The sequence below is a fragment of the Salimicrobium halophilum genome, assembly GCF_900100295.1.
Taxonomy (GTDB): domain Bacteria; phylum Bacillota; class Bacilli; order Bacillales; family Halobacillaceae; genus Salimicrobium; species Salimicrobium halophilum.
This window is the reverse complement of sequence record NZ_FNEV01000001.1, coordinates 435,499-454,329: the sequence shown is the minus strand read 5'-3', so window position 1 is coordinate 454,329 and position 18,831 is coordinate 435,499. Positions and strand designations below refer to the sequence as shown.

The 18,831-nt window shown below is 44.2% G+C and carries 22 protein-coding genes; all 22 read left to right on the top strand.

Annotation, left to right across the window (positions count from 1 at the left end; all coding sequences use genetic code 11):
* The first annotated feature begins 5 nt into the window (after positions 1–5).
* Positions 6–368, top strand: coding sequence for a response regulator (locus BLQ44_RS02455; RefSeq protein ID WP_093191667.1), 363 nt, complete (start codon positions 6–8; stop codon positions 366–368).
* Between the two features lie 10 nt (positions 369–378).
* Entirely contained in the window at positions 379–984 is a 606-nt protein-coding gene (locus BLQ44_RS02450; protein ID WP_176757396.1) for a flagellar biosynthetic protein FliO, read from the top strand.
* A complete protein-coding gene (gene fliP / locus BLQ44_RS02445; protein WP_093191663.1) occupies positions 977–1,642 on the top strand; it encodes a flagellar type III secretion system pore protein FliP in 666 nt (221 codons plus the stop codon). The genes BLQ44_RS02450 and fliP overlap by 8 nt, the downstream gene beginning before the upstream one ends.
* A gap of 12 nt (positions 1,643–1,654) precedes the next feature.
* Positions 1,655–1,924, top strand: coding sequence for a flagellar biosynthesis protein FliQ (gene fliQ / locus BLQ44_RS02440; protein WP_093191660.1), 270 nt, complete (start codon positions 1,655–1,657; stop codon positions 1,922–1,924).
* 4 nt (positions 1,925–1,928) lie between these two features.
* Positions 1,929–2,708 carry a flagellar biosynthetic protein FliR gene (gene fliR, locus BLQ44_RS02435; protein WP_093191658.1) on the top strand — a complete coding sequence of 260 codons (780 nt, stop codon included), beginning with the start codon at positions 1,929–1,931 and terminating at the stop codon, positions 2,706–2,708.
* 1 nt (position 2,709) lies between these two features.
* On the top strand, positions 2,710–3,795 hold the full coding sequence (flhB, locus tag BLQ44_RS02430) for a flagellar biosynthesis protein FlhB (protein WP_093191655.1): 1,086 nt from the start codon (positions 2,710–2,712) through the stop codon (positions 3,793–3,795).
* Positions 3,796–3,816: 21 nt separating this feature from the next.
* Positions 3,817–5,850 (top strand): flagellar biosynthesis protein FlhA, encoded by a 2,034-nt coding sequence (gene flhA / locus BLQ44_RS02425; RefSeq protein ID WP_093191653.1) that lies wholly within the window; start codon positions 3,817–3,819, stop codon positions 5,848–5,850.
* Positions 5,847–6,932, top strand: a complete 1,086-nt coding sequence (gene flhF / locus BLQ44_RS02420; RefSeq protein WP_093191650.1) for a flagellar biosynthesis protein FlhF — start codon at positions 5,847–5,849, stop codon at positions 6,930–6,932. Before flhA ends, flhF begins: the two co-directional genes overlap by 4 nt.
* On the top strand, positions 6,925–7,779 hold the full coding sequence (locus BLQ44_RS02415) for a MinD/ParA family protein (RefSeq protein WP_093191648.1): 855 nt from the start codon (positions 6,925–6,927) through the stop codon (positions 7,777–7,779). Before flhF ends, BLQ44_RS02415 begins: the two co-directional genes overlap by 8 nt.
* 6 nt (positions 7,780–7,785) lie before the next feature.
* Positions 7,786–8,823, top strand: a complete 1,038-nt coding sequence (locus BLQ44_RS02410; protein WP_093191645.1) for a protein-glutamate methylesterase/protein-glutamine glutaminase — start codon at positions 7,786–7,788, stop codon at positions 8,821–8,823.
* A 15-nt stretch (positions 8,824–8,838) separates the two neighbouring features.
* Positions 8,839–10,866 carry a chemotaxis protein CheA gene (locus BLQ44_RS02405; protein ID WP_093191643.1) on the top strand — a complete coding sequence of 676 codons (2,028 nt, stop codon included), beginning with the start codon at positions 8,839–8,841 and terminating at the stop codon, positions 10,864–10,866.
* 18 nt (positions 10,867–10,884) lie between these two features.
* Entirely contained in the window at positions 10,885–11,349 is a 465-nt protein-coding gene (locus BLQ44_RS02400; RefSeq protein ID WP_093191640.1) for a chemotaxis protein CheW, read from the top strand.
* The gene (locus BLQ44_RS02395; RefSeq protein ID WP_093191638.1) at positions 11,346–11,978 is read left to right on the top strand and encodes a chemotaxis protein CheC; all 633 of its coding nucleotides are present in this window, start codon (positions 11,346–11,348) and stop codon (positions 11,976–11,978) included. Before BLQ44_RS02400 ends, BLQ44_RS02395 begins: the two co-directional genes overlap by 4 nt.
* A complete protein-coding gene (locus BLQ44_RS02390) occupies positions 11,968–12,471 on the top strand; it encodes a chemotaxis protein CheD (protein ID WP_093191635.1) in 504 nt (167 codons plus the stop codon). Before BLQ44_RS02395 ends, BLQ44_RS02390 begins: the two co-directional genes overlap by 11 nt.
* On the top strand, positions 12,468–12,794 hold the full coding sequence (locus BLQ44_RS02385; protein ID WP_093191633.1) for a hypothetical protein: 327 nt from the start codon (positions 12,468–12,470) through the stop codon (positions 12,792–12,794). The genes BLQ44_RS02390 and BLQ44_RS02385 overlap by 4 nt, the downstream gene beginning before the upstream one ends.
* A gap of 30 nt (positions 12,795–12,824) precedes the next feature.
* Positions 12,825–13,598, top strand: a complete 774-nt coding sequence (locus tag BLQ44_RS02380) for a FliA/WhiG family RNA polymerase sigma factor (RefSeq protein ID WP_093191630.1) — start codon at positions 12,825–12,827, stop codon at positions 13,596–13,598.
* Positions 13,599–13,618: 20 nt separating this feature from the next.
* Positions 13,619–14,971, top strand: a complete 1,353-nt coding sequence (locus BLQ44_RS02375) for a DUF342 domain-containing protein (RefSeq protein WP_093191628.1) — start codon at positions 13,619–13,621, stop codon at positions 14,969–14,971.
* 39 nt (positions 14,972–15,010) lie between these two features.
* Positions 15,011–15,454, top strand: a complete 444-nt coding sequence (locus tag BLQ44_RS02370) for a DUF6115 domain-containing protein (RefSeq protein ID WP_093191625.1) — start codon at positions 15,011–15,013, stop codon at positions 15,452–15,454.
* A 165-nt stretch (positions 15,455–15,619) separates the two neighbouring features.
* Complete coding sequence (gene rpsB, locus BLQ44_RS02365) at positions 15,620–16,369, top strand: 30S ribosomal protein S2 (protein ID WP_093191623.1); 750 nt, start codon at positions 15,620–15,622, stop codon at positions 16,367–16,369.
* 101 nt (positions 16,370–16,470) lie between these two features.
* The gene (gene tsf, locus BLQ44_RS02360; protein ID WP_093191620.1) at positions 16,471–17,355 is read left to right on the top strand and encodes a translation elongation factor Ts; all 885 of its coding nucleotides are present in this window, start codon (positions 16,471–16,473) and stop codon (positions 17,353–17,355) included.
* Positions 17,356–17,440: 85 nt separating this feature from the next.
* On the top strand, positions 17,441–18,163 hold the full coding sequence (gene pyrH, locus BLQ44_RS02355) for a UMP kinase (protein WP_093191618.1): 723 nt from the start codon (positions 17,441–17,443) through the stop codon (positions 18,161–18,163).
* A gap of 3 nt (positions 18,164–18,166) precedes the next feature.
* Entirely contained in the window at positions 18,167–18,724 is a 558-nt protein-coding gene (frr, locus tag BLQ44_RS02350; protein WP_093191615.1) for a ribosome recycling factor, read from the top strand.
* Positions 18,725–18,831 lie beyond the last annotated feature (107 nt).

The following is an 18,831-nucleotide window of genomic DNA, read 5'->3' as shown; positions in this document are numbered from 1 at the left end:
GGAAAATGGCAGAACGCGTACTGATAGTAGACGATGCAGCATTTATGAGAATGATGGTGAAAGATATCTTGACCAAGAATGGATATGAAGTGGTAGGAGAAGCTGAGAATGGACAGCAGGCAGTGGATATGTATTCAGAACATAAACCTGATCTTGTTACTCTGGACATAACGATGCCTGAAAAGGACGGGATCCAGGCTCTGAAAGAAATCAAAGAAAAGGATGCAGATGCCAACGTCATCATGTGTTCAGCGATGGGACAACAGGCCATGGTCGTTGATGCAATCCAGGCAGGAGCCAAAGACTTTATTGTTAAGCCGTTCCAGGCTGATCGTGTAATCGAAGCGATTCAAAAAGCATTAAGCTAAGAGGATGTATATGAAGTACCTGAAAATGATTTTATGTTTAATGACGGCCCTTACTTTCCTCAGCCCCACATCTGTTCATGCAACAGGGGGGCCGAGTGTTAGTGAATGTGCTGAAAATCCGGACCTTGAGGGGTGTGGAGCAAGTACGGATCAGGAAGATACGGAAGCCTCTGGGGATAGTTCTGAACCTTTGTGGTGGAGTGCTACGAAACTGGTGCTTGCATTAGCTTTCGTGCTTCTGTTGATCTACGGAATATTGAAATTCGTTCAAAGGAAAAACAAACTTTTTTCGAGGACAAGGAAGATGGAGAATCTGGGAGGCATTCCTTTGGGACAGAATCGATCTGTGCAGGCAGTGAAAGTCGGGGATAAGGTGTACCTCCTTGGTGTTGGAGACACTGTAGAGATGTTGACAGAAGTCACTGACGAACAAACAAAGAATCAATTGGTACAAGAAGACAACGAAGGGAATCTTACGAATTTCTCCTTGACCAAAAAACAGGAAAAAGAAGGAGAATCTACGGTACAGTTCCAGCAGTTGTTTTCCAAACATTTGAGTGACATGAAACATACGAAGGAAAAGAGCAGGCGAAAAGGGGATCAATCAGATGAATGAATTCGTCGATCTGTTTTCAGGAACCAACCCTGAAGATATCTCCACTTCGGTTCAACTGCTTTTACTCCTTACTGTATTGTCCCTCGCTCCGGGGATTCTCATTCTGATGACAAGTTTTGCAAGAATCATCATTGTCTTGTCTTTCGTCCGGACTTCCCTTGCTACGCAGACTATGCCACCGAATCAGGTATTAATCGGACTAGCCTTGTTTCTGACGTTCTTTATTATGGCTCCTACCTTCAACGAGGTTAACGAGCAGGCTCTTACCCCCTTGTTCGAAGAAGAGATTACATTGGATGAAGCATACGAGCAGGCCAGCATTCCGATGAAGGAGTTCATGTCTACCCATACGAGACAGAAAGACCTGGAATTGTTCCTGAATTATTCAGGAGCAGAGACACCTGAGACGGTTCAGGAAATACCTATGACCACATTGGTGCCGGCTTATGCTATCAGTGAATTGAAAACCGCGTTTCAAATGGGTTTCATGATCTTCGTTCCGTTTCTGGTCATAGACATGGCGGTTGCCAGTGTTCTGATGTCGATGGGGATGATGATGCTACCGCCCGTTATGATCTCCCTTCCATTTAAAATATTATTGTTCGTCCTTGTTGACGGCTGGTATCTCATCACACACTCGTTGCTCGAAGGGTTCTAGGAGGAGAAGATAATGAACAGTGAAATGGTCATCCAATTCGCAAAAGATGGAATATATACCGTCCTTCTCGTGACGGGACCGCTTTTGATTCTTGCTCTAGCTGTAGGGTTGATCGTGAGTATTTTCCAGGCTACTACACAAATTCAGGAACAGACGCTTGCTTTCGTTCCGAAAATTGTAGCCGTGCTCATAGGTCTCGTGTTTTTCGGGCCATGGATGCTGACGAATATGGTCGAGTTCACAGCTTCCGTCTTTGAAAATCTGAATATGTTAGTAGGTTAGTGACATGACAGAGTGGATGGAATTTGCGAATATTCCGGCTTTTCTATTGGTTTTCATAAGAATTACAGCGTTCTTTGCGACTTTGCCTTTGTTTTCTTATCGGAATGTTCCCAACCAACATAAAGTGGGTTTCTCCTTTTTTCTGGCGCTGATCTTATATATAACGATTGAACCACCAGTTTTTACGATTGACCATACGTATTTTTTACTTATGTTGAAAGAAGCTATTGTAGGTTTATTCGTTGGTCTTCTGGCTTACATAGTCATTACTGCTGTGCAAGTAGCAGGCGGGTTCATAGACTTCCAGATGGGTTTCGCTATCGCTAACGTCGTCGATCCTCAGACAGGTGCACAGAGTCCATTGATCGGACAGTACTTTTACACCATTACGCTCTTATTTGTACTTGTAGTAGACGGACACCATTTAATGATTGACGGAATGTTCTACAGTTATGAAGCGATCGGAATCGATCAGTTCATTGCATTTCAAAGTGAAAACTGGATTGAATACGTAATATATACGTTCAACGAAATGTTCATCGCTGCTTTTCTGATGGCGATTCCCCTTGTAGGTTGCCTGTTTCTTGTAGATGTGGCGTTAGGGATCATCGCTAGGTCGGTTCCTCAGCTGAACGTATTCGTTGTAGGTCTCCCGTTGAAGATCTTTGTAGCGCTTTCTGTACTTACGATTGTTATGGGTTTCTACATTATGATGATTGAGCAGTTGTTCGATTTGATGCTTACAACAATGAGAGGGTTTCTAGACGTATTGGGGAGGACGTAAAGTGAAAAGGCTGCGACTTGATTTACAATTCTTTGCTGCTGATGAAAAAACAGAAGAAGCGACTCCGAAGAAAAGGCAGGACTCAAGGAAAAAAGGTCAGGTGGCCAAGAGTCAGGATGTAAATACAGGCTTCCTTTTACTTCTTACGTTTGGTGCTCTTTATCTGATCGGACCGTTATTGAAAGACACGATGCTTACGATGTATGAACATGCTTTTACGGAATACATTCATCTGGAAGTGACAGAGCATACCGTAGGCCGCGTGTTGAATGAAATGACTGTCGAGGTAGCTAAAGCACTTGCGCCGATCATGGGGATCGCTGTAGTCGCCGGGATTGCCGCTAACCTTCTTCAGGTAGGAGTGATGTTCACAGGAGAACCTTTGAAGATCGATCCCAAAAAGATCAATCCTATTCAGGGGTTCAAACGAATATTTTCTCCCCGGGCCCTCGTGGAACTGCTGAAGTCTTTATTGAAAATTTCTATGGTGGGAATCATTACCTTCTCCATCATATGGATCAATAAAAATGAGATGGTCATGGCCGCTCAGAAATCCGTGGATGCAGCTCTTTCTTTTTTTGGAAATACCACCATGATCATGGGACTTGCTTCCGCCCTGGCATTATTACTGTTGTCTGTCATCGATTATAGCTATCAGAGATATGATCATGAAAAAAATATACGGATGTCCAAAAAAGATGTGAAGGATGAGCATAAGAACATGGAAGGGGACCCGCAGATCAGGGCGAAAATCAAGGAAAAACAAAGACAGATGTCTGCTGCCCGGATGATGAGCGAAGTTCCAGAGGCGGATGTCGTCATTACTAACCCTACCCACTACGCTGTTGCCATAAAATACGATGAAGAAAAATCGGACGCTCCCTTCGTCGTAGCAAAAGGTGTCGATTTTGTAGCACTGAAAATCAAAGAGGTAGCGAAGGCCAATGAAGTCGTTACAGTAGAGAATCGACCTTTGGCGAGAGGGATTTACAATCAGACGGATGTAGACCAGCCGATCGATGAAGAATTTTTCCAGGCGGTGGCAGAAGTACTGGCGTACGTGTACAAATTGCAGAAAAAAGTTTGAATTCACTAAGGAGAGACAGTCATGTCAGCAAGAGATTTATCCGTACTATTAGGAATCATATTAATCATAGTCATGTTGGTCATCCCACTGCCCGGATGGCTCTTAAGTTTTTTGATATTGGTGAATATTACGCTGGCTCTTGTTGTCATACTCGTTTCTATGAATATGGATGATGTTCTGCAATTCGCCGTCTTTCCGACCCTTCTGCTATTAATGACGTTGTTCAGGTTGGGGTTGAACGTTTCCACCACCCGTTCTATTTTGTCCGAAGCGAAAGCCGGTCAGGTAATTGATACATTCGGAACATTCGTTATAGGCGGAAACCCGCTGGTCGGTTTCGTTGTGTTCATCATCCTGGTCATTATTCAATTTCTCGTTATCACAAAGGGAGCGGAACGTGTCTCCGAAGTCGCAGCAAGATTTACTCTTGATGCGATGCCAGGTAAACAGATGAGTATCGATGCCGACTTGAATGCCGGAATGATCAATGAACATCAGGCGAAAGAGCGGCGGGATAAAGTAGAACAGGAAGCGGACTTCTACGGAGCGATGGATGGTGCGAGTAAGTTCGTGAAAGGGGATGCGATCGCCGGGATCATCATCGTTATTATGAATATCATTTTTGGACTGATCATCGGAATGGTGCAAATGGGGCTGAGTTTCCAAGAAGCCATCGATACATATATGAGACTGACAGTCGGAGATGGTCTGGTCAGTCAAATTCCGGCACTTCTTCTCTCTACTGCCACAGGTATTGTTGTAACGAGGGTCGCTTCCAAGGGTAATCTAGGAAATGACGTAACGGATCAGCTGCTTCGTTTTCCGAAGCTATTGTACGTAGCCGGTGGAGCAATATTTCTACTCGGGTTGACTCCGATACCGATCATGCTGACAACAATGATCGCTTCTTTCCTTATATTCGGCGGCTACTGGTTGTCGAGAGAGTCTATGGAACCTGATATAGAAGAACCGGAAGAAGAGGATGAAACAGAAAGTGAGCAGATGCGATCCCCCGATAATGTTGTGGATCTTATCAGCATGGATCCGATTGAATTTGAATTCGGTTATGCGCTCATTCCCATAGCCGATGCGAACCAGGGTGGTGATCTGCTTGACAGAATCGTTATGATCCGCAGACAACTGGCCATCGAGTTGGGTATTGTCATTCCGGTGGTGCGCATCAGGGATAACATACAGTTGAATCCGAACGAGTACCGCTTGAAAGTGAAAGGGAATGAAGTAGCCTCAGGGGAACTTCTGCTCGATCATTATTTGGCTATGACCCCGGGGGATGACGACGAAGAGATCGAAGGGATTGATACGGTTGAGCCAGCCTTCGGATTGCCGGCAAAATGGGTGACAGAGGATATGAAAGATGAGGCGGAACTTAGCGGCTACACAGTCGTCGATCCTCCATCCGTCGTTTCTACACATATCACTGAAGCGATCAAACGGTATTCGCATGAGCTTTTGGGTCGTCAGGAAACACAGAAACTCATCGATCATCTGAAAGAATCCTATCCTATTCTGGTGGATGAAGTGACACCTGAACCTCTGCAAGTCGGGGACGTACAGAAAGTGCTTGCTAAATTACTTAGAGAAAATGTATCTGTGAAGAATCTCCCTGTCATTTTTGAAACACTTGCAGATTTTTCGAAAATGACCAACGATACAGATCTACTCGCAGAGTATTCCAGACAGGCACTCGCTACCCAGATTACGAATCAGTACAAGAAAGAAGATGGTACCGTCAAAGTCGTGACGATCTCCGGTCAAGTAGAGAAGCTGATAGCTGATAATGTTCAACAGACAGAGCACGGAAGTTTCCTCGCTCTCGACCCTGAGAAGCAGCAGATCGTCACCCAACGTATTGCGCAACTCGCTGAGCAATTGTCCCTTCAGGAGGAGACGGCTATTGTATTATGCTCTCCTGCGATCCGGATGTATGTAAAGCAGCTGCTCGATCGTTTTCTTCCTCAAGTAGTAGTGCTATCTTACAACGAAATCGATCCAAGTGTGGAAGTTCAAAGTGTAGGGGTGGTGAATGTTGAATGAAGGTGAAAAAATTCCAGGCGGAAACGATGCCTAAAGCTATGAAAAAAGTTAAGCAGGAACTGGGAACGGATGCAGTAATACTGAACTCTAAAGAAGTGAAGAGTGGAGGGTTCCTTGGACTTTTCAAGAAGAAAGGGATTGAAGTGATCGCAGCGAAAGACCCTGATACTCCTCAAGCTCCGCCGAAAAGGTCGAATCCTGCGAAGCCTTCGTTTCAAAGAGAACCTATGGAGATGACGGAGAATAGCACACAGGAAACGGCACTGATGAAAGGACTGGAAGATCTGAAAGCGCTAATCAAATCAGAAAAAGTCGATACGTCCGAGGTGAAAGGTGCTTATATGGAACTTTCCGATCAGGAACTCTCCTCTCCTATTATAGAAGAAATCATCTCTCGAATGAGCGAGGGGTCTTCGCTTAAAGCAGAAACGAAAAAGTATTTGTCGGACCAGGCTGCACAGGTGCCGGAAGCGAGTATAAACAAAAGTAAACAGTTCATTCACCTTATCGGACCTACTGGTGTTGGCAAAACGACAACGGCCGCAAAGCTAGCGGCTGATGCTGCGTTGAACGAAGGACTTTCCGTAGCATTCATTACGACGGATACGTACAGAATAGCTGCTATCGATCAGCTGAGAACTTATGCAAAATTGCTTGATGTGCCTATGGAAGTCGCTTATAACATTGGTGATTACCTAAATGCCAGAGAAAAATTGAAGGATAAGGATCTTGTGATTGTGGATACAGCAGGAAGAAATTATAAAGATCCCTCCTACGTTCGTGAACTTGAGCAGGTGATCGACTTCAGGAAAGATGCAGAAACGATCCTTGTCCTTTCTATGACAAGTAAGCTCAAGGATATAGAGGCAGTCTACCATCAGTTTTCTTCTGTACCGATCCACTCCCTTATCTTCACGAAAGCGGATGAATCCGCCAGCTACGGAGCCGCTATCAGTCTATGCATGAATCATCAGATAGGTATTTCCTATATGACCAGAGGGCAGAGTGTACCTGATGATATCGAAACCGTTTCTTTCCCGGTGCTCATCGACCAATTGACAACGGAGCTTTCCGATGAGTGATCAGGCAGAGAAATTGCGAAGAAGATTACGCCAGAGACAGAACGGAAAAAAGGCGAAAGTGATAGCCGTGGCCAGCGGAAAAGGCGGGGTAGGCAAGTCTAATGTAACCATCAATTTCTCTCTGGAACTAAGCTCTCTAGGGAAAAGGGTTCTGATCATCGATTTGGATATCGGCATGGGGAACATCGATATATTACTAGGCCTCACCCCTCGTTACCATATGGCGGATTTATTCAGCGATAAAATATCGATCCGTGATATGATAGAGACAGGACCAAAGTCCCTTTCTTACATTGCAGGGGGTTCTAGTCTGAATCAATTCTTTCATGTGGAGGAGGCGGAGTTCTCCTATTTCCTCGCAGAGTTCGACTCCTTATTGTATGAATATGATTACATCTTCTTTGATATGGGAGCGGGGGCGAGTGAAGAGAGTCTTCAATTCATTTCTGCTTCTGATGAAACATTTATTGTGACAACCTCAGAACCGACTTCTTTGACAGATGCCTACTCCATGATCAAACATATCTACGCTGAAGACCCTCAGATGAATATTTCCCTTCTGATGAACAGAACATTGAATGAACGGCAGGGGAAAAAAGCGATGGAACGTATGCAAGCTGTGATTTCAAGGTTCCTTGACAAAGAGGTGAAAGCCCTGGGGGTTGTTACAGAAGACAAAGCAGTATTGAAAGCGGTCCACCGCCAAAGTCCTTTCATAGAAGAGTTTCCTTCGAGTAAAGCAGGCAGATCATTGAAAAGTATTGTTCATCAGTATATCAATGAAGAACCGACACACGAAGATTCGTCTTTCTTACAAAAATTAAAGCGACTGGTTTCAGAAAGGTAGATGTGTATGGATAGGCGTTCTGTTCTTGTCGTGGATGATTCCGCATTCATGCGGAAAATGATCCACGATATGATTGAGGAAGACCCTCGTTTATATGTGATAGCGACTGCACGTAACGGGGAGGATGCTTTAGACAAAGTGGAGCGATTAGACCCCGATGTAATTACGCTGGATATTGAAATGCCTAAGATGAATGGCCTTATCGCTCTGGAAAAAATCATGCAGGACTTCCCGAGACCGGTAGTAATGCTTTCAAGTCTTACACAGGAAGGAGCCCGGAGTACGGTCGAAGCGCTTAGTATAGGTGCTGTGGATTTTGTACCTAAACCTTCGGGGGCCATTTCGCTGGATATTAACAAAGTGAAAAGAACACTTTTGCAAAAAGTTGTGGCTGCTTCTAGAGCAAAAATCTCGAAAAAAGTGGATGCTTCAAGGGATGAAAGAATTCCTTCCGTTTCCACTTCATCCTCGAACTCCCTGGTAGCGATAGGAACTTCTACGGGAGGTCCGAGAGCACTTCAGGAAGTGCTTACGAGCCTGCCTGAAACCTTCGGGAGCCCTATCCTTGTTGTGCAACATATGCCTGAAGGGTTCACGAAATCACTGGCTGAAAGGCTTGATCGTCTCTCTCAGATAAAAGTGAAAGAAGCGGTACACGGGGAATCTATTCAAAAGGGCACTGCTTACATAGCTCCGGGTGGTTATCATTTAGGCGTGAAGATGGACAGTGAGCTTACGGTTGAATTAAATAAAGAAGAAGCGGTTTTCGGACATCGGCCGTCGGTCAATTACTTGTTTGAAACCCTGGCTCCGCTACGTTCTTACAATATAATAACTGTTGTAATGACGGGAATGGGAGCAGATGGAACAGAGGGTCTTATAAATCTTAAGCGACAGTCATCCAGGGTTTATACGATTGCTGAGGACGAACATAGTTGCGTCGTATATGGAATGCCTAAATCTGTAGTGGTTTCAGGCCTTGCTGATGAAGTGACTCCTCTGAAAGAAATCGCTAAACGAATCTATGAAACGACGAATCGCTAACAAGGAGGCAGGACATTGGAAAATAATCAGTATTTAGAGGTTTTTATCGATGAAAGTAAAGAGAATTTACAGACGATCAACGATCAATTGCTTCAATTAGAGAATACTCCCCAGGATATTACAATCGTAGAAGAGATTTTCCGGGCAGCTCATACGTTGAAAGGGATGTCTTCGACTATGGGGTACCAGGATATTTCGAATTTGACCCATAAGATGGAAAATGTTCTCGATCGTGTGCGTAAAGAAGAAATTTCAGTCGATTCATCTATGCTTGATGTCGTATTTGAATCAGTGGATGATCTTGAAGCGATGTTGGTCGATGTGCAGGAAGGAGGAGATGGTGCTAAGAACGTGGAAAAAGTTGTAGTCAAACTTCAAAATATCGAAGAGGGACGGGACCCTTCTGTTTCGGCTGCTTCTTCAAGTGGAGAAGAATCCGTTTCTGTACCATCGCAGGAATTTCAACTGGACGAATTCGTTCAAGCGGTTTTAGCTGAATCATCTGAACAGGGGCTACATAATTATCACGTTACCGTTACACTCAGGAACGACTGTATGTTGAAAGCAGCACGTGTGTTTATGGTGTTTGAAGTGTTGGAACAGCTAGGGGAGGTTGTTCAAAGTCGTCCGGATGCGGAAGCCCTTGAAAATGAACAGTTCGATCATGCGTTCGATGTATTGATAGTGACGGATAAAGATATAGAGGAAATCAAGACGAAAATCATGAAAGTTTCAGAGATTGATAAGGTTGAAGTTCAGAATTATTCTCTTCCTCCTAGTGAACCGGAAACCGAAGAAAAAGCCGAGCAGTCAGAAGAGGCGAAACAGTCTGAGAAAGAAAAGGCAGTGGCTGAACCACCTAAAAAAGAGGCGGAAGATAAAAACAAAAAAGTTGCCAATAAAACGATTCGAGTCAATATCGACCGGCTTGATGACTTGATGAATTTGTTTGAAGAACTCGTGATTGATCGCGGGCGGCTGGAACAGATTGCAACAGATCTGAATAATTCAGAATTGACTGAAACGGTAGAGCGGATGTCGAGAGTATCAGGAGATTTGCAGTCGATTATCCTGAATATGCGTATGGTCCCCGTAGAACAAGTATTCAATAGGTTTCCGAGAATGGTGCGTCAGATTTCCAGGGACCTTGAGAAAGATATCAATCTTGAGATCATCGGACAGGAAACAGAACTGGATAGAACGGTCATCGATGAAATCGGGGACCCGCTTGTCCATTTAATACGTAATGCTCTTGATCATGGAATCGAGACTCCGGAAGTTCGAAAAGAAAAAGGGAAAGCTCCCGAGGGAAATTTGGAGCTTAAAGCTTACCATAGCGGCAACCACGTATTCATCGAAATCAGCGATGACGGGGCTGGAATCAATCGTGAAAAAGTGGTGCAGAAAGCGATTTCCAACGGGGTAGTGACGAGAGAACAGGCAGACAACATGTCCAATGACAAAGTGAATGAGCTCATCATGGCGAGCGGTTTTTCCACAGCAGATGAAGTTTCTGACTTATCCGGACGCGGTGTAGGTCTTGATGTGGTAAGAAACACGATCGAATCACTCGGAGGAACTATCACGATCCAGTCGGAGCTCGATGCAGGAAGCACATTTTCTATACAGTTGCCGTTAACCCTTTCCATTATTTCTGTCATGCTCGTAGAAGTACAGAAGGAAAAGTACGCAATCCCGCTTTCTTCCATTATTGAAACGGCTATCGTCAGTAAAGAAGATATTATGCATGCCCACAACAAAAAGGTCATTGATTTCCGCGGGAAAGTTGTGCCGCTCGTATTTCTCGGGGATATTTTTGAAGTGCCCGAAGAACTCGAGGATGATGGGTACTACTCGCTAGTGATGGTACGAAAAGGTGACAAAATGGCCGGACTCGTAGTAAATTCCTTTATCGGTCAGCAGGAAGTCGTACTCAAGTCTCTCGGAGATTACCTCTCCAATGTGTTCGCGATTTCGGGTGCGACCATTTTAGGAGACGGTCAGGTAGCGCTGATTATCGACAGTAATGCTTTGATTAAGTAAAAGCAAGGAGGATGAAGAATGGCGGAAGATTTCAAAGTGATTGTTTTTCAAGTTGAAGATGAAGAGTATGCGATACCGGTCGATCAGGTACATGCCATTGAGAGAATGATGCCTATTACGCGAGTACCGGGGACACCGGACTTTGTCGAAGGTGTGATGAATCTTCGGGGAGTCGTCACACCAGTCATTCATTTGCGTGAACGTTTCGGTCTTTCAAGAAAAGAAAATGGTGACCATACGAGGGTGATTATTGTAGCGATCGAGCAAATGAGTGTAGGGCTCGTAGTAGATCATGCAAACGATGTTCTTGATTTGAACGAAAGTCAAGTAGAACCTCCACCGGAAGTGGTCGGGAATGTTGAAGCTGAATATATTCAAGGAGTAGCGAAAGTAGGAAAGCGTCTTCTTGTACTTCTGAGTCTCGAGAAAGTGTTGTCCAAAGAAGAGCTGTTGAAACTTGAAGCGACAGAGGGACCTAAATGACTGCTGAATTGGGGAAATTCCATTTAGATGTGTTGAAAGAAATCGGTAATATCGGGGCTGGGCATGGTGCCACGGCTCTTTCAAGCTTACTGGACCGGACGATTGATATGAAAGTGCCGGAGGTAAGAGTAGCCGGGTTCGACGAGGTGACAGAGATGACAGGTGGAGCTGAGGAGATCGTCGTCACCACTTATTTACGAATGACAGGCGATGCTCCTGCGACGATGTTTTTCATATTGCCACCGGATCAGGCAGATTACTTCACAAGCGAGATGACGGGAATCCGTGACGGGTCCTTCAAAGAAATGAATCCAGGCACCATGAAAGTTTCCGCAGCCCAGGAACTTGGTAATATACTCGCAGGGTCCTATTTAAGCGCACTGTCTGATTTTACGAAACTCGATTTAGAGCCGAGTGTTCCTGAACTTGCCGTTGATATGTTTGGGGCAATCGTGAGCTCCGGACTTATAGAAGTATCCAATGTTACAGACGAAGTTATCATCATTGAAACCATTCTTGTAGATCCTGAAAAAGATGAAGAAATCAACGGCTACTTTCTTCTGCTCCCGGATCCTGGTTCATATAAGACAATCTTCCATGCTTTGGGGGTTCCGGTCGATGAGGACTGAAACCATGTCGATTATAAAAGTCAGTATCTCTGATGCGAAAGTCGCGAACCATCCCCACAGACTTCGCACGACAGGACTTGGCTCTTGTGTGGGGATCGTCCTTTACGACAATCAACGAAAAATGGCCGGCATGGCTCATATTATGCTTCCGGAATCAACAATGGCAAGAAGGGGCGATCTCAACCTCCATAAATATGCAGATACAGCTATCGAGTATGTTTATGAGGAACTGATAACAAAAGGGATGAAAAAGCAGGCGATGAAGGCCATGATCGCAGGAGGTGCCCAAATGTTCCAGTCGAAAAGTGCGAATGAAATGATGCGTATAGGACCCAGAAACGTAGAAGCAGTCAAAAAGGAGCTTTCGAGCAGAGGGATTCCGCTAGTAGCTGAAGATACCGGGGGCACGAACGGGAGAACCATCGAATTCGACATCGGATCATCCGAACTGTCCGTGAAAACGGTGGCCAAAGGAGCGAAGACACTCCGATGATAGGATCGATTCGTTGGAACGTTTGGATTGCTGTTATCGCTTCGCTAGGTGCTTTTTTAATCAGCTTACGCGTGAATCCTGCGGACACCTCCCTTTGGCGCGGGGGGATTGCATTTCTCATACTTTTTTTGGCTGTTTTCATTTTTCGGGCTGTATTGTCGTTTGCAGGCTTCTCAGGAAACGAGGAAATCCGGGAAGGACGCAACGAAGCCCATGAAAAAGCAGAAGAGCTTTCATCAGATGAGGATTCTGCTGAAGGAGATGCAGAGGCGACTTCAAAAGTAATAAGAGAACTAATGAATGAAGAAAATGAGAGAAACTAGTACGAATCCGGCAGAACAGGGAGGGGTAAGATGTCGAATTCAATTTCTCCCGAGGAGCAGAAATTGTGGGACCGCTGGCTGAATCATGATGACAAAGAAGCAGCAAATGAGTTGATCGTACAGTATGATTACCTCGTGAGTTATCAGGTCCAGCGTATTTCTCAGCATTTACCTAAGAGTGTAAGTAAGGATGATATCAAAAGTCTGGCTTATTTAGGTCTATATGATGCGCTGAAGAAATTTGATTTGGATCGGGATCTGAAATTCGTAACGTACGCCTCGTTTCGGATTAAAGGATCTATAATCGACGGACTCAGAAAAGAAGACTGGCTTCCGAGGACAGTTCGGGATAAGTCGAAAAAAATAGAACAGACGTCAGAACGACTTGAACAGACGCTTGGAAGAAACCCCGATTCTCACGAAATTGCCGAAGTTCTTCATATGACTCCACAAGAGGTGGAAGAAGTAACGAAAGACGCGTATTTTTCGAATGTACTCTCTGTGGAAGAAAAGCCGAAAGATGCAGGGGATGAACATAAAGAAGGGATCGGCTACATGATTCCTGACGAGCAGGGAGAATTGCCTGACGATTCTCTCGTGAAAAGCGAGAATATCAAGGAAATGGTTGAAGAAATCAAACACTTAAATGAGAAAGAACAGCTGGTGTTAAGTTTATTTTACGAAGAAGAGTTGACCCTTACGGAAATAGGGAAAGTAATGGAGCTGACCACGTCGAGGATATCCCAGATCCACGCCCGGGCTATTTTTAAATTGCGGGACGCTCTCAGCAAATACCAGGGGTAACCATAGAGGGGGACGCTTACGTGATATCCACCATGGAAGTTCGAATCAGTGAAGATCGTTTGAAGGCTTTTATTCATTTAGAAGATGAGACGGCAGAAATAGGAAAAGAAGACGTGGAAGCTGCTCTTCAAGGAAAAGGAGTCACGCATGGGCTGAGAGCAGATAGTCTTGCAGCTATAGAGGAACAGTCTGCCTCTTTTCCTGTTTGTATAGCTGAAGGTTCCGGTCCTGTCCATGGAGAGGACGGATACATTTCGTTTGATATAGATTTGTCTGTACAAAAGGGTATGGAAGATAAAGAAAATTTCCGTGAGATTATGAATATCCCTTCGGTTCATGAGGGGGAGAAGCTGGGGACGATTCATCAACCCACTCTGGGGGAAAAGGGCCGGGATGTCTATGGAGAAGAAATAAGTCCGAGGCCAGGGAAACCTAGCAGAATCAGACCAGGGAAAAATATAACTTTCGAATCTTCCACGGGGAATTTATACGCTGATATTGATGGACAGGTAAGTTATGATGAAGTCCGGGTGTCTGTTCAACCGGTATATCAGGTAGATGGAGACATCGATATGAAAACAGGCAATTTGGAGTTCGTTGGCTCAATCGTCATTTCCGGAGATGTCCCCACCGGATATACGTTGAAATCTGATGCAGATATAACGGTGAGAGGCCTGGTGGAAGGTGCATTTCTTGAGGCGAAAGGTTCTATTTATATCGAAGGCGGTGTGTCTGGTATGGGAAAATGCCTATTGAAAGCCGGGGTCGATGTAAAAGCATCCTATATTAATCAGGGGAACGTAGAGGCAGGGCAGGATATTATCGTAGAAAGATCCATTGTACATAGTGAATGTGTGGCAAAACGATATGTCCTTTGTAGCAACGGAGGGATTATCGGAGGGAATACTTCTTCAGGTCTCCAGGTGAAATCCAAAGAAATCGGGAATCGTATGAACACCCCTACAAGTGTATACATGGGAGTGAACAAAAAAATCAAAGAAAAGCTGGAGCAGTACGACCGGGCGAAAACGATGAAGGAAGAAGAAAAGCAGAAGCTTTTAGCCATAGGTGAAAAGCTTGTAAATCTTTATAAACAAAAAGGAGTGCTTACAGACAAGCAAAAAGCGCTACTACATAAGCAGAGGAACTCCTCGTCTTATATAGATGATGATCTTCAGGCCATAGAAGAAGAATTGAAGCTGTTGAATGATTCGCTGGGTAATATTGAAAAGACCTCGGTTTTAGTCGATCAGACGCTCTATTCAAATGTACAGATAGGTTTCGGTAAATATGAACGTCAACTGAAGTCAGAACAGAAACACGTTCATATCTACCTCGAGAAAGGCGAAATCAAAATAATGCCCAGGTCTTGAGCGTCAAGGCGGGTAATGAAATTGGTTGGTGAATTTCATATGACTATATTTCTGTTAGTCGTTAATTTTATCATTGATGGTGTAATCATTCTCGGACTTTTTCTGTTGTTCACGAAAATGAAGGGCAGAGAGGATAACCTTATGAAGCATCAACGGATGGCAAGAGAGATTGAAGGAACGTTTCAGGCATACCTCGAAGAGATTAAAGAAGAAAATAAACGGTTTGAACAGAACATGAACATGGACTCTTCTCCAAATGTCGCTTCCCCTGTTCAGGAGATTTATAGAAATAGGGACAACAGCCAAGAGCAGGAAAGCATATACAGTCCCCCCGAGATTGAGGAAAATGATGTCGTAGAATTCTCAGATGAAACAAAAGCGAAGCAGATGTATGAAGAAGGGCTATCAATAGAGGAAATTGCCAAAAAGTTAGGCAAGGGAAAAACGGAAGTGGAACTGATCGTTAAATTCGGACAAAGTTAGTAGGAAGGACTTGCTATTAGAAGGTGAGTATGATATATTAATTTTCGGTGTCAATACACACGTTTCCGGATCCCATTGTGGGTTGCTTTCTTAATCGGAAAGTTCGCAATCGGGAAATGAAGGGAACGGAGGATACTAAAAAAAACCAAACAGGAGGATTTATTTATGTCAGCAATTTCTATGAAACAACTGCTTGAAGCAGGGGTTCATTTCGGACACCAGACACGTCGCTGGAACCCGAAAATGAAAAAGTATATTTTTACGGAGCGTAACGGAATCTACATCATCGACCTTCAAAAAACGGTCAAGAAAGTAGACGAAGCGTTTAATTACGTACGCGACCTTGCTGCAGATGGCGGCAAAGTACTATTTGTAGGTACGAAAAAACAAGCTCAAGACACTGTTCGTGATGAAGCGAACCGTGCCGGTATGTACTACATCAACCAGCGTTGGTTGGGCGGTACATTGACGAACTTCAAAACAATCCGCAAACGTATCAATCGTTTGAAAGATATCGAGCGTATGGAAGAAGACGGCACTTTCGATGTTCTTCCTAAGAAAGAAGTTATGGAACTGAACAAAGAAAGAGAAAAGCTTGAGAAGTTCCTAGGTGGTATCCGTAACATGGAACAACTTCCGGACGCACTTTTCGTAATCGATCCTCGTAAAGAGCGCATCGCTATTGCGGAAGCTCATAAATTGAACATTCCAATTGTAGGCATGGTGGACACAAACTGTGATCCTGATGAAATTGATTATGTAATTCCTGCGAACGACGATGCTATTCGTGCTGTGAAACTTCTTACAGGTAAAATGGCGGATGCGATCCTTGAAGCTAAACAGGGTGAAGAGGAAGCAGAAGCTGCTGAAGAAGCACAAGAAACAGAAGAAGAAACAGAAACTGTAGAAGAGTAAGCAGGTTTCAGGAGGTGATAAGAGGGAAACCTTTTATCACCTTTTTTAAAGAAGAATCGAGAATAAAGCGAACAGATGAAAGATAATAAGGAGGAAATAGAATGGCTATTAATGCGAAAATGGTTAAAGAATTGCGCGAATTGACAGGCGCGGGAATGATGGATTGTAAGAAAGCTTTGACAGAAACAGACGGTGACATGGAAGAAGCACAGAACTGGCTTCGTGAAAAAGGTATTTCGAAAGCGGCTAAAAAAGCTGATCGTATCGCAGCAGAAGGTTCTGCGTATATCGCTACTTCCGGAAACACTGCTGCTTTGATCGAAGTGAACTGCGAAACAGACTTCGTTGTGAAAAACGAACAGTTCCAGACTCTTCTTCAGGAGCTTGCGAACCACATCGTTTCCCAGAAGCCTGCTGATGTAGAAACAGCTCTTGAGCAGCCTCTAAACGGAGATGGTCAAAAACTGGGCGATTATATCACAGATGTTATCGCTAAGATCGGAGAGAAGATTTCTCTTCGCCGTTTCGTAATCAAAGAGAAAACAGATAACGATGCATTCGGTGCATACCTTCACATGGGCGGTTCTATCGGAGCGCTTACGGTACTTGAAGGTTCCACAGATGAAGCGGCAGCAAAAGATGTAGCTATGCACATTGCTGCAGTAAATCCACGCTACACGTCCCGTGATGAAGTGCCTGAAGAGGAACTTAACGCGGAGCGTGAAACACTTAAAACACAAGCGCTGAACGAAGGAAAGCCTGAAAACATTGTAGAGAAGATGGTAGAAGGCCGTCTTAATAAGTTCCTACAGGAAATCTGCCTGCTGGAACAGGACTTTGTTAAAGACCCTGATCAGAAAGTGAAGCAGTTCGTTGAATCTAAAGGTGCGAAAGTCACTAACTTCACTCGTTTCGGTGTCGGTGAAGGAATGGAAAAACGCGAAGAAAACTTCGCTGATGAAGTAATGAGTCAGGTGAAAAAATAATAACATTCAGTTGAAATAGGGGACACGCTGTGTTCCCTATTTTCGAAAGTGAAAAATCAAGTGGACTACTTCTATGGAGGTTATTATGGAAACTACTCGTTATAAAAGAATCGTGTTGAAGCTTAGTGGAGAAGCACTTAGTGGAGAAGAAGGATTCGGGATTGAACCGAATATCATCCAATCTGTCGCCAAACAGGTGAAAGAAGTTGCAGAACTGGGTGTAGAAGTAGCTATCGTAGTCGGTGGAGGAAATATCTGGCGCGGAAAAGTCGGAAGTCAAATGGGGATGGATCGTGCAAATGCAGATTATATGGGTATGCTTGCGACCGTTATGAATTCCCTGGCCCTTCAAGATAGCCTTGAAAACATCGATATTCCTACTCGTGTTCAAACATCCATCGAAATGCGTCAAGTAGCTGAACCTTACATCAGAAGAAAGGCGATGCGTCACCTTGAGAAAAAACGGGTCGTCATTTTTGCTGCAGGAACCGGAAATCCTTATTTCTCTACAGATACAACAGCTGCTCTTCGCGCTGCCGAAGTAGAAGCGGATGTCATACTCATGGCAAAGAATAATGTGGACGGGGTCTACACTTCCGATCCGAAATTGAACGAAGATGCCAAAAAATACGATCGCCTTTCCTACATGGATGTTTTGAATGAAGGGTTGGGGGTTATGGATTCTACAGCCTCTTCTTTATGTATGGACAACGATATCGATTTATTGGTATTCTCGATTATGGAAGAAGGAAACATCAAAAAAGCTGTCCTCGGTGAGGATATAGGAACGTTAGTGAGGGGGAAATGAACCATGTCTGACAAGTTAATCAAAGAAACAAAAGATCAAATGAAAAAAGCGGTACAGGCTTTTTCCAAGCAACTGGCTACTGTTCGCGCCGGCCGTGCCAATCCTAATATTCTCGATGCTGTATACGTCGATTATTATGGAGCGTCTACGCCATTGAATCAATTGGCGCAGGTGTCTGCTCCGGAGCCGAGACTTCTGGTTATCACACCATATGATAAGTCTGCGATTTCAGAAATTGAGAAAGCTATCCAGAAAGCGGATCTTGGCCTTGCTCCTTCCAGTGATGGTAATGTTGTCCGTATCAACATCCCGGCTCTTACGCAGGAAAGACGTAAAGACCTGACGAAAGTCGTAGGAAAGTATACAGAAGAAGCGAAAGTCCAAATCAGAAATATTCGCCGTGACACGAATGATCAACTGAAAAAAGATGAGAAAGACGGAGAACTGACAGAAGACGACCTTCGTTCCTATCAGGATGATGTTCAGAAACTGACAGATGATCATGTGAAAGAAATCGATGATCTTGCGAAGAAAAAAGAGGAAGAAATCATGGAAGTGTGAAAATCATAGAACAAGCCGTGCTGTAATTGTTTGGCAGTACGGCTTTTGTTTTGTTGGCATCTATGGTAGTTTTGTTAGGAAGGGTTACCGTACCCTTCTAGTACATA

Bases quoted from the DNA above. Each gene is read 5' to 3' on its own strand.
- BLQ44_RS02415 (WP_093191648.1), top strand. From the start codon at position 6,925: ATGAGTGATCAGGCAGAGAAATTGCGAAGAAGATTACGCCAGAGACAG.
- BLQ44_RS02390 (WP_093191635.1), top strand. From the start codon at position 11,968: ATGAGGACTGAAACCATGTCGATTATAAAAGTCAGTATCTCTGATGCG.
- fliR (WP_093191658.1), top strand. From the start codon at position 1,929: ATGACAGAGTGGATGGAATTTGCGAATATTCCGGCTTTTCTATTGGTT.
- fliP (WP_093191663.1), top strand. From the start codon at position 977: ATGAATGAATTCGTCGATCTGTTTTCAGGAACCAACCCTGAAGATATC.
- fliQ (WP_093191660.1), top strand. From the start codon at position 1,655: ATGAACAGTGAAATGGTCATCCAATTCGCAAAAGATGGAATATATACC.
- BLQ44_RS02410 (WP_093191645.1), top strand. From the start codon at position 7,786: ATGGATAGGCGTTCTGTTCTTGTCGTGGATGATTCCGCATTCATGCGG.
- BLQ44_RS02455 (WP_093191667.1), top strand. From the start codon at position 6: ATGGCAGAACGCGTACTGATAGTAGACGATGCAGCATTTATGAGAATG.
- tsf (WP_093191620.1), top strand. From the start codon at position 16,471: ATGGCTATTAATGCGAAAATGGTTAAAGAATTGCGCGAATTGACAGGC.
- BLQ44_RS02370 (WP_093191625.1), top strand. From the start codon at position 15,011: ATGACTATATTTCTGTTAGTCGTTAATTTTATCATTGATGGTGTAATC.
- pyrH (WP_093191618.1), top strand. From the start codon at position 17,441: ATGGAAACTACTCGTTATAAAAGAATCGTGTTGAAGCTTAGTGGAGAA.
- rpsB (WP_093191623.1), top strand. From the start codon at position 15,620: ATGTCAGCAATTTCTATGAAACAACTGCTTGAAGCAGGGGTTCATTTC.
- BLQ44_RS02450 (WP_176757396.1), top strand. From the start codon at position 379: ATGAAGTACCTGAAAATGATTTTATGTTTAATGACGGCCCTTACTTTC.
- frr (WP_093191615.1), top strand. From the start codon at position 18,167: ATGTCTGACAAGTTAATCAAAGAAACAAAAGATCAAATGAAAAAAGCG.
- flhA (WP_093191653.1), top strand. From the start codon at position 3,817: ATGTCAGCAAGAGATTTATCCGTACTATTAGGAATCATATTAATCATA.
- BLQ44_RS02385 (WP_093191633.1), top strand. From the start codon at position 12,468: ATGATAGGATCGATTCGTTGGAACGTTTGGATTGCTGTTATCGCTTCG.
- flhF (WP_093191650.1), top strand. From the start codon at position 5,847: ATGAAGGTGAAAAAATTCCAGGCGGAAACGATGCCTAAAGCTATGAAA.
- BLQ44_RS02380 (WP_093191630.1), top strand. From the start codon at position 12,825: ATGTCGAATTCAATTTCTCCCGAGGAGCAGAAATTGTGGGACCGCTGG.
- BLQ44_RS02395 (WP_093191638.1), top strand. From the start codon at position 11,346: ATGACTGCTGAATTGGGGAAATTCCATTTAGATGTGTTGAAAGAAATC.
- BLQ44_RS02400 (WP_093191640.1), top strand. From the start codon at position 10,885: ATGGCGGAAGATTTCAAAGTGATTGTTTTTCAAGTTGAAGATGAAGAG.